The organism is Streptomyces sp. NPDC050988, assembly GCF_044456225.1.
Classification (GTDB): Bacteria; Actinomycetota; Actinomycetes; order Streptomycetales; family Streptomycetaceae; genus Streptomyces.
On the sequence record NZ_JBITFQ010000008.1, the window covers coordinates 357,720 to 366,545 of the forward strand.

The following is an 8,826-nucleotide window of genomic DNA, read 5'->3' on the forward strand; positions in this document are numbered from 1 at the left end:
AATGTGCGTCCACGCATGGTAACGATGCGCGCTGAGGGTAAGTGCCGCGGTCCGGTCCACAAGATCGGGAACGAGACCATGCTGTCCCACTATGTCCGCCTATCAGTGGTGAGGTCTCCGCAGGGATGGGAGAAGGCTTCGATGCACATTTAATGGAGGCGTCCGCGGGGGTCCGGGCCACGTACCCTTTTCTGTTGTGCCGAACGCCAACGAAGACAATCCCAGTGCCCTGAACCAGGTGCAGAGCCGCGCGGTGAGCGAACTGCTGCGGGTGTCCCCCGTCGCCGATGAGCTCGCCCGCCGTTTCCAGGAGGCCGGGTTCTCCCTTGCCCTGGTCGGCGGCTCGGTCCGGGATGCCCTCCTCGGCCGGCTCGGCAACGACCTGGACTTCACGACCGACGCCCGGCCCGAGGACGTACTGAAGATCATGCGGCCCTGGGCGGACGCCGTGTGGGAGGTCGGGATCGCCTTCGGCACGGTCGGCGGGCAGAAGGACGCCCGCGTCGGGGACGTCAGCCAGAGCTTCCAGATCGAGGTGACGACCTACCGTTCGGAGGCGTACGACCGAACCTCGCGCAAGCCCGAGGTCTCGTACGGTGATTCGATCGAGCAGGACCTGGTGCGCCGTGACTTCACGGTGAACGCGATGGCCGTGGCGCTCCCCGAGAAGGAGTTCATCGATCCGCACGGCGGGCTCGACGATCTTGCCGCGCGTGTTCTGCGGACTCCGAGCACACCCGAGGCCTCCTTCTCCGACGACCCGCTGCGGATGATGAGGGCCGCGCGGTTCGCCGCGCAGCTCGACTTCGAGGTGGCACCGGACGTCGTCGCGGCGATGAAGGCCATGGCCGAACGCATCGAGATCGTCTCCTCCGAGCGCGTGCGCGACGAGCTGAACAAGCTGGTCCTGTCCGCGCACCCGCGGAAGGGGCTGACACTGCTCGTCGACACCGGGCTCGCCGACCGGGTGCTGCCCGAGCTGCCGGCGCTGCGTCTGGAGCGGGACGAGCACCACCGGCACAAGGACGTCTACGACCACACGCTGATCGTCCTGGAGCAGGCGATGGCACTGGAGGAGGACGGTCCCGACCTCACCCTGCGCCTGGCCGCCCTGCTGCATGACATCGGCAAGCCGCGCACGCGTCGCTTCGAGACGGACGGGCGGGTCTCCTTCCACCATCACGAGGTGGTGGGCGCCAAGATGACCAAGAAGCGGATGACCGAGCTCAAGTACTCCAATGAGCTGGTGAAGGACGTCTCGCGTCTGGTCGAGCTGCACCTGCGCTTCCACGGCTACGGCACCGGGGAGTGGACGGACTCCGCGGTCCGCCGGTACGTGCGGGATGCGGGCCCGCTCCTCGACCGCCTCCACAAGCTGACCCGCTCGGACTGCACGACGCGCAACAAGCGGAAAGCTACCGCGCTGTCCCGTGCGTACGACGGCCTGGAGGAGCGCATCGCTCAGCTTCAGGAGCAGGAGGAGCTGGACTCGATCCGGCCCGATCTCGACGGCAACCAGATCATGGAGATCCTGGGAGTCGCGCCCGGCCCGGTCATCGGGCAGGCCTACAAGTTCCTGCTGGAACTGCGTCTGGAGAACGGGCCGATGGAGTACGACGCAGCGGTGTCGGCGCTCAAGGAGTGGTGGGCCGCACAGAGCTGAGGACGTGTGGTGAGGTCATGTTTCACGTGAAACATGACCCGCTCTCCTGGACCCGGACATGCCGAGGGGCGTTGTTTCACGTGAAACAACGCCCCTCGCGTCCGTACCGCTCCTACTTGTTGTCCGCCAGGCAGAGCACGAAGGAGTCGGACCCTTCCTGCCAGGAGAGAGCGGCAGTGGTGCCCTGGACGGACTGGCAGGCGAGCTGCGCCAGGCTGGAGCCGTCCTTCTTCGCCAGAACCTTGTGGGTGGCCTTCGAGTCACTGCAGTCGAGCTTCTCGACCGTGGCGTTGGAGTCGGAGCCCGTGTTGCGCAGGCAGTCGCCCGCCTGAAGCTTCGTGGCGTCGTCGCCACCGAAGAAATAGGTGCCGGCGGCTATGGACAGCGCGGCCACCGGGATGATGAAGCGCAGGTATTTCTTGAAGCCGCTACGCGCCGGAGCGGCCGGCGGCGGAACCGGTGCTCCCTGGTTGAAGTACGGGGACGGGGACTGCTGGGGGTCTCCGGGCTGCGGCTGGCCGTACGGGTTCCCACTCGGGGGCTGCCCGTAGGGGTTCTGGCCCTGAGGCGGCTGCCCCTGTGCGAACGGGTTCTGGCCTTGGGGTGGCGGAGTGGTCACTTTGAGGGTCCCCCTTGGACGTAGGAGCGCGTGGCGCGAAATAAGACGCACGTAAGCTACCGGCCGCCACTGACAACTCTGTAGCCCACAGGGGCTCTGTGGCATTGATGTGACACTTACTGCCGTTCAAAGCGGGCCATAGCTGCAGCAACCGCCCCGTAGATAACGGCCACCGTGACCACCAGCGGGACTGAGCGGCCGTCAGGAGGCAGCATCAGAGCGGCCACCCCGGCGGCGCCGACGAAAGCCACGTTGAAGAGAACGTCGTAGACGGCGAAGATCCGGCCACGGAAGCCGTCGTCGACGGACGACTGGACCACGGTGTCCGTGGCGATCTTCGCGCCCTGGGTGGTCAGACCGAGGACGAAGGCCGCGACCAGTATGGGGACTTCGGCGAACGGCAGCCCGAGCGCCGGCTCCAGGACCGCGGCGGATCCGGCACAGGCGATGATCCAGCCGCTGGGCCCGAGTCGGCCGACCGCCGCCGGGGTCAGGACCGCCGCGGCGAAGAAGCCCGCTCCGGAGATCCCCACGGCCAGGCCCAGGAGGGCGAGCCCGTCGTCGTCCGAGCCCGACGACCAGGCGTACCGGCACAGCATCAGCACCATGACCGTCAGGGCGCCGTAGCAGAACCGCATCAGCGTCATCGCGGCCAGGGCCCGGGCGGCCTCCCGTCGTGCGGGCTCGGCCAGATGACGTACGCCTGACGTCAGGCCGCGTGCCGTGCCGACCAGTGCCGCCTTCAACCGCGGATGTACCAACTCCCGGTCGGGACCGAGAAGTTCCGGTGCCAGGCGCAGCGAGGCGAGCGCGGAACACACGTAGAGGGCCGCTCCGACGAGAACGACCGCCGCATCGGAGTCCGAGGCGACCAGGCGGACGACGAAGGCGAGGCCGCCGCCGACGGTCGCGGCGAGCGTTCCGGCCGTGGGCGACAGCGAGTTGGCCATCACCAAGCGCTCGGAGTCGACGACACGGGGCAGTGCGGCGGACAGGCCCGCCAGGACGAACCGGTTGACGGCGGTCACGCACAGAGCGGACACGTAGAAGAGCCAGTCCGGCACGCCGCTCAGCATGAGGACGGCTGTCAGGGCGGCCAGCGCCGCCCGCAGCAGGTTCCCGTACAGGAAGACCTGGCGGCGCCGCCAGCGGTCCAGCAGGACGCCGGCGAAGGGGCCGACGAGGGAGTACGGGAGCAGCAGGACCGCCATCGCGGAGGCGATCGCCGGCGCCGAGGTCTGCTTCTCCGGTGAGAAGACGACGTACGTGGCGAGCGCGACCTGATAGACGCCGTCGGCACCCTGTGACAACAGCCGGACGGCGAGCAGACGCCGGAAGTTCCCGAAGCGCAGGAGGACGCGCAGGTCACGCACGACAGCCATGGGGCACAGCCTCACATACGAGGAGGGTCCCCGGGCTTGCGACCCGGGGACCCTCAACAGAGCGGCACATCAAGCGTCTTAGCGCTCGACTTCGCCCTTGATGAACTTCTCGACGTTGTCGTAGGCCTCGTCGTCGAAGTACTGGACCGGCGGCGACTTCATGAAGTAGCTCGACGCGGAGAGGATCGGGCCGCCGATGCCACGGTCCTTGGCGATCTTCGCGGCGCGCAGGGCGTCGATGATGACACCGGCCGAGTTCGGCGAGTCCCAGACCTCGAGCTTGTACTCCAGGTTCAGCGGGACGTCACCGAAGGCACGGCCTTCGAGGCGGACGTACGCCCACTTGCGGTCGTCGAGCCAGGCCACGTAGTCCGAGGGACCGATGTGGACGTTCTTCGCGCCCATGTCGCGGTCCGGGATCTGCGAGGTGACGGCCTGCGTCTTCGAGATCTTCTTGGACTCGAGGCGGTCGCGCTCCAGCATGTTCTTGAAGTCCATGTTGCCGCCGACGTTGAGCTGCATCGTGCGCTCGAGACGGACACCGCGGTCCTCGAACAGCTTCGCCATCACACGGTGCGTGATGGTGGCGCCGACCTGCGACTTGATGTCGTCACCGACGATCGGGACGCCCGCCTCGGTGAACTTGTCCGCCCACTCCTTGGTGCCGGCGATGAAGACCGGCAGAGCGTTGACGAAGGCGACCTTGGCGTCGATGGCGGCCTGGGCGTAGAACTTCGCCGCGTCCTCGGAACCGACGGGCAGATAGCAGACGAGGACGTCGACCTGCTTGTCCTTGAGGATCTGGACGACGTCGACCGGGGCCTCGGCGGACTCCTCGATGGTCTCGCGGTAGTACTTGCCGAGACCGTCGTAGGTGTGACCGCGCTGGACCGTGACGCCCTTGCTCGGGACGTCGCAGATCTTGATGGTGTTGTTCTCGCTGGCACCGATGGCGTCCGAGAGGTCGAGGCCGACCTTCTTCGCGTCGACGTCGAAGGCGGCGACGAACTCGACGTCACCCACGTGGTAGTCGCCGAACTGGACGTGCATCAGGCCGGGCACCTTGGACGCCGGGTCGGCATCCTTGTAGTACTCGACGCCCTGCACCAGCGAGGCGGCGCAGTTGCCCACGCCGACGATGGCTACGCGAACCGAACCCATTCCGGTTGCTCCCTGTGTGTACTCGGTGAAGCCCCGAGGGGACTTCACGTGGCAGTGTCATCGGACGGATCCGGCCCGGGAATGTCCCCGGGCCGGGGCAGGCCGCCCGACTCCCCAGATGTGCTGTCGTGCTGAGCGGAGCCGTCGGATCCGGGACGCCGCTGGTCCCGTCCGGCCCGCTCGCTCTCGATGAGCTCGTTCAGCCAGCGCACTTCGCGCTCCACGGACTCCATTCCGTGGCGCTGGAGCTCAAGGGTGTAGTCGTCGAGGCGCTCCCGAGTGCGTGCCAGAGAGGCACGCATCTTCTCCAGGCGCTCCTCGAGACGGCTGCGGCGGCCCTCGAGGACCCGCATCCGTACGTCCCGTGACGTCTGGCCGAAGAAGGCGAAGCGAGCGGCGAAGTGCTCGTCCTCGTACGCGTCGGGACCCGTCTGTGAGAGCAGGTCCTCGAAATGCTCCTTACCTTCGGCCGTCAACCGATAGACGATCTTGGCGCGACGCCCTGAGAGTGGCGCCGCGAGCGCGTCCTCGGTGGTGTTCCCCGGCTCCTCGATCAACCAGCCGCTGGCGACCAGCGTCTTGAGGCAGGGGTAAAGCGTTCCGTAACTGAACGCACGGAACACACCCAGTGACGTATTGAGGCGTTTGCGCAGCTCATAGCCGTGCATCGGGGACTCGCGGAGCAGGCCGAGGACGGCGAACTCAAGGATCCCGGAACGCCGGCTCATCGTCGCCTCCTCTCTGCCGCGGTCTTGCCGTGACGGTCTTTATGCCGAGCTGATGTATCGACTCGATACATCTGAACGATAGATCGGTCCGTCGCAGGCGACAAGAGGGGGCATCGTGAACGGGGTCACATCACTGATTCGTAGGAAGCAAGTTGCCTGATTTGGGATGAACTTCGGTGCTAGGGAGGTTTTGACGGTGCGTAGTCTGTGCGCCATGCAAACCACCGGGAACCGAGTGACGCATGGGGACGTCCTCGTCCTCGGTGCGGTACGGATGAATGTAAGAACGACCGCATCCGTACTTCGGGGGGACCGGAAACCAGCCGCCGTTTCCAGGCGCGCTCAGGTGCGCCTGCCCGAGGAGTAATCGTTCGATGAGCGAGCACCGTCGCAAACCGCCGCAGCCGCAGGGCGGCGGACGTGCCGCGGCCCGACGCGGCCAGACCGGGTCGTCCTCCGGCCGCCGTGCGGCGCCGCGGAGCGCCACAGGGTCTCCTTCCGACTCCTATGACTCGGGAGGTGAGGATCGCCCGTTCGGCAGCCGTGCCGAGGCTCGACGGGCGGCACAGAGAGGCAGCACCAGCGGTGGCAGGCGCAGAGCCGCCGACGGTGCAGGGCACGGCGGCCACGGTGGTGGCGGCCGGCGTGGTGGTCCCGGTGGGCCGAACGGCCCTGGGCGGGGCAGAGGGCGTGGGCCCGACCCCTACAAGAAGCGGATCATCGACTATCCGCGCGCGGGCAAGTACGGATGGGCACGTTGGGTGCCCTCGTGGAAGCTCGTGACGGGTACGTTCATCGGCTTCTGCGGCAGCCTCATGGCCGTGGCAGGCATCGCGTACGCCATGGTGGGCGTGCCGGACGTCGCTGCCGCCGCGAAGGCGCAGAACAACGTCTACTACTGGGCCAACAACAAGCCGATGGTGTCCACGGGCGGTGAGACCAACCGTCAGAACATCAAGTACGAGCAGATCCCCAAGGCGATGCGGTACGCCGTCATGTCGGCGGAGAACAAGAAGTTCGAGACCGACAAGGGCATCGACCCCGTGGGTATCGGCCGCGCGCTCTTCAACATGGCCAAGGGCGGCGAGACGCAGGGCGGCTCGACGATCACCCAGCAGTACGTGAAGAACGCGATGCTGAACGACCAGTCGCAGACGGTGTCCCGGAAGTTCAAGGAACTCCTCGTCTCCATCAAGGTGGGCCGCACCGAGCCCAAGGAGGAGGTCATGGCGGGGTACCTGAACACCGCCTACTACGGCCGTAGCTCCTATGGCCTCCAGGCGGCGGCGCGTTCGTACTTCGGCAAGGACGCGACTGACCTCAAGGCGAACGAGTGCGCCTTCCTTGCGGCTGTGCTGAAGGGAGCCACGTACTACGACCCCGCGGGACAGACGGCGATCGATCCGGGTGCCACGCGCGAGGCCAACACCAAGAGGGCCACGGATCGCACGAACTGGATCCTCAACGAGATGGTCAAGGACGGGCACCTGTCGGCCTCGGAGCGAGCCGAGTACAAGGATCTGCCCAAGCTCCAGAACCCGCGGTCCAGCTCCGAGCTGGGCGGTCAGATCGGCTATCTCGTCGATCTCGCCAAGGGCTATGTCATCAACAACACCGACATCACCGAGGAGCAGCTCCGGCAGGGCGGCTACGAGATCCACACGACCTTCGACAAGACGAAGGTCGACGAGCTCGAGAAGGCCGTCAAGAAGGTCCGCAAAGAGAACCTCGACGTGAAGCGTCGGCCGAAGACCGACACGCACGTCCAGTTCGGCGGGGCCTCCGTGGATCCCAAGGACGGTGCCATCGTCGCCATCTACGGCGGTGAGTCCGCGACCAAGCACTTCACCAACAACGCGGACGAGACCGGTGCCGCGGTCGGCTCGACGTTCAAGCCGTTCGTTCTGGCCGCCGCCATGCAGGACGGCAAGCGCGACCCCGACCTCGGGGAGTCCCAGGCCCAGGACGAACGCACCAAGGTCTCGCCGGACAGCTTCTACAGCGGCAAGAACAAACTCAAGATCAAGACTTACGACGGCAGTATCTGGAAGAACGACAAGGGCAAGGAGTGGCTCCAGACCAACGACGACGACGCGTCGTACGGCACTCCGCCGAACTATCAGATCGACCTGCGTGAAGCCATGAAGGTCTCGGCGAACTCCGCCTTCGTACAGCTCGGTATGGACGTCGGTCTGGACAAGGTGAAGAAGGCGGCAGAAAACGCCGGACTCAGGCCGAACAGCCTGACGGGTACCACCTTCCCGTCCTTCTCCATCGGCATCTCCGACCCCAGCGCGATCCGCATGGCCGGCTCGTACGCGACGTTCGCGACCAGCGGGAAGCAGAACGACCCGTTCTCGGTCAGGGAGGTCGAGTACGAGGGGGGTAGCGTCTGGAAGCACAAGTCCGAGACCAAGGAAGCCTTCACCGAGCAGGTCGCCGACAATGTCACCGACGTCCTGAAGACCGTCGTCGAGGACGGAACCGGTACCTCGGCCCAGCTCGACGGCCGCGAGGTGGCCGGTAAGACCGGTACGACGGACGGCAACAAGTCAGCCTGGTTCGTCGGGTACACGCCGCAGCTGTCGACCGCGGTCAGCATGTACCGCATGGACGACGACGAGACCAAGAAGAGTCGTCCGTTCCTGGAGATGTACGGCACGGGTGGCCAGAAGACCATCCACGGTGCCTCGTTCCCGGCCGAGGTCTGGCACGACTACATGGAGCAGGCGCTCAAGGACACGGAGCCCGAGAAGTTCCCGGAGGCCGAGCCCATCGGTGTGGTGGTCAACGACCTTCCGACCCCGAGCGTGACCCCGACGCCCACCGAGTCCGAAGAGGAGCAGCCCGAGCCCAGTACGGAGCCCAGCGAGACGGAGACCACTCCCTCGCCCTCCGCGAGCGAGACCTGTGGCCCCTTTGGCACCTTCGAGTGCGAGGACACCGGCGGGACCGAAACGGGCGGAACCGAGACCGGCGGCACAGACGGCGGGGTGACGTCCTCACCCACGGAATCCGAAGATCCAGGCAATACCAGAGGTAATGGCAATGGCGGCATCTTCGGATGATCAACCGGATAGCTGTCTCCACGGGGTGTTTCACGTGAAACATCCGCAGTGAGGTGTTTCACGTGAAACGAGGGCCGTCGCACCGACTCGGTGCGACGGCCCTCGGCGTATGTGCGCCCAGCATGGGCGATTGCTTGGGGGTGAAAGTCCCCTGGGGGAAGAGGTGGTGCTAACCCCGAGCCGGAGGCAAGGGCGTCATTGTGAG

At 66.3% G+C, this 8,826-nt stretch carries 6 protein-coding genes; 2 read left to right on the top strand and 4 right to left on the bottom strand.

Features of this window, described 5'->3' with window-relative positions:
* The first annotated feature begins 196 nt into the window (after positions 1 to 196).
* Positions 197 to 1,663 (top strand): CCA tRNA nucleotidyltransferase, encoded by a 1,467-nt coding sequence (locus ACIBEI_RS20920; protein WP_398890818.1) that lies wholly within the window; start codon positions 197 to 199, stop codon positions 1,661 to 1,663.
* A 112-nt stretch (positions 1,664 to 1,775) separates the two neighbouring features.
* Here the strand turns inward: ACIBEI_RS20920 and ACIBEI_RS20925 are convergent, their stop codons facing one another.
* The 4 genes from ACIBEI_RS20925 to ACIBEI_RS20940 form a co-directional block, all read right to left on the bottom strand.
* A complete protein-coding gene (locus ACIBEI_RS20925; protein WP_266761464.1) occupies positions 1,776 to 2,282 on the bottom strand; it encodes a hypothetical protein in 507 nt (168 codons plus the stop codon).
* Positions 2,283 to 2,398: 116 nt separating this feature from the next.
* Positions 2,399 to 3,664, bottom strand: coding sequence for an MFS transporter (locus ACIBEI_RS20930; RefSeq protein WP_398890821.1), 1,266 nt, complete (start codon positions 3,662 to 3,664; stop codon positions 2,399 to 2,401).
* 78 nt (positions 3,665 to 3,742) lie between these two features.
* Positions 3,743 to 4,825: an inositol-3-phosphate synthase gene (locus ACIBEI_RS20935; protein ID WP_269648822.1), complete on the bottom strand. Its 1,083-nt coding sequence runs from the start codon at positions 4,823 to 4,825 to the stop codon at positions 3,743 to 3,745.
* A gap of 44 nt (positions 4,826 to 4,869) precedes the next feature.
* Complete coding sequence (locus ACIBEI_RS20940) at positions 4,870 to 5,553, bottom strand: helix-turn-helix transcriptional regulator (protein WP_398890823.1); 684 nt, start codon at positions 5,551 to 5,553, stop codon at positions 4,870 to 4,872.
* 374 nt (positions 5,554 to 5,927) lie between these two features.
* Here ACIBEI_RS20940 and ACIBEI_RS20945 point away from each other — a divergent pair, with 374 nt between their 5' ends.
* Entirely contained in the window at positions 5,928 to 8,621 is a 2,694-nt protein-coding gene (locus ACIBEI_RS20945) for a transglycosylase domain-containing protein (protein WP_398890825.1), read from the top strand.
* The last annotated feature ends 205 nt before the right edge of the window (positions 8,622 to 8,826 follow it).

Bases quoted from the DNA above. Each gene is read 5' to 3' on its own strand.
- ACIBEI_RS20945 (WP_398890825.1), top strand. From the start codon at position 5,928: ATGAGCGAGCACCGTCGCAAACCGCCGCAGCCGCAGGGCGGCGGACGT.
- ACIBEI_RS20940 (WP_398890823.1), bottom strand. From the start codon at position 5,553: ATGAGCCGGCGTTCCGGGATCCTTGAGTTCGCCGTCCTCGGCCTGCTC.
- ACIBEI_RS20935 (WP_269648822.1), bottom strand. From the start codon at position 4,825: ATGGGTTCGGTTCGCGTAGCCATCGTCGGCGTGGGCAACTGCGCCGCC.
- ACIBEI_RS20930 (WP_398890821.1), bottom strand. From the start codon at position 3,664: ATGGCTGTCGTGCGTGACCTGCGCGTCCTCCTGCGCTTCGGGAACTTC.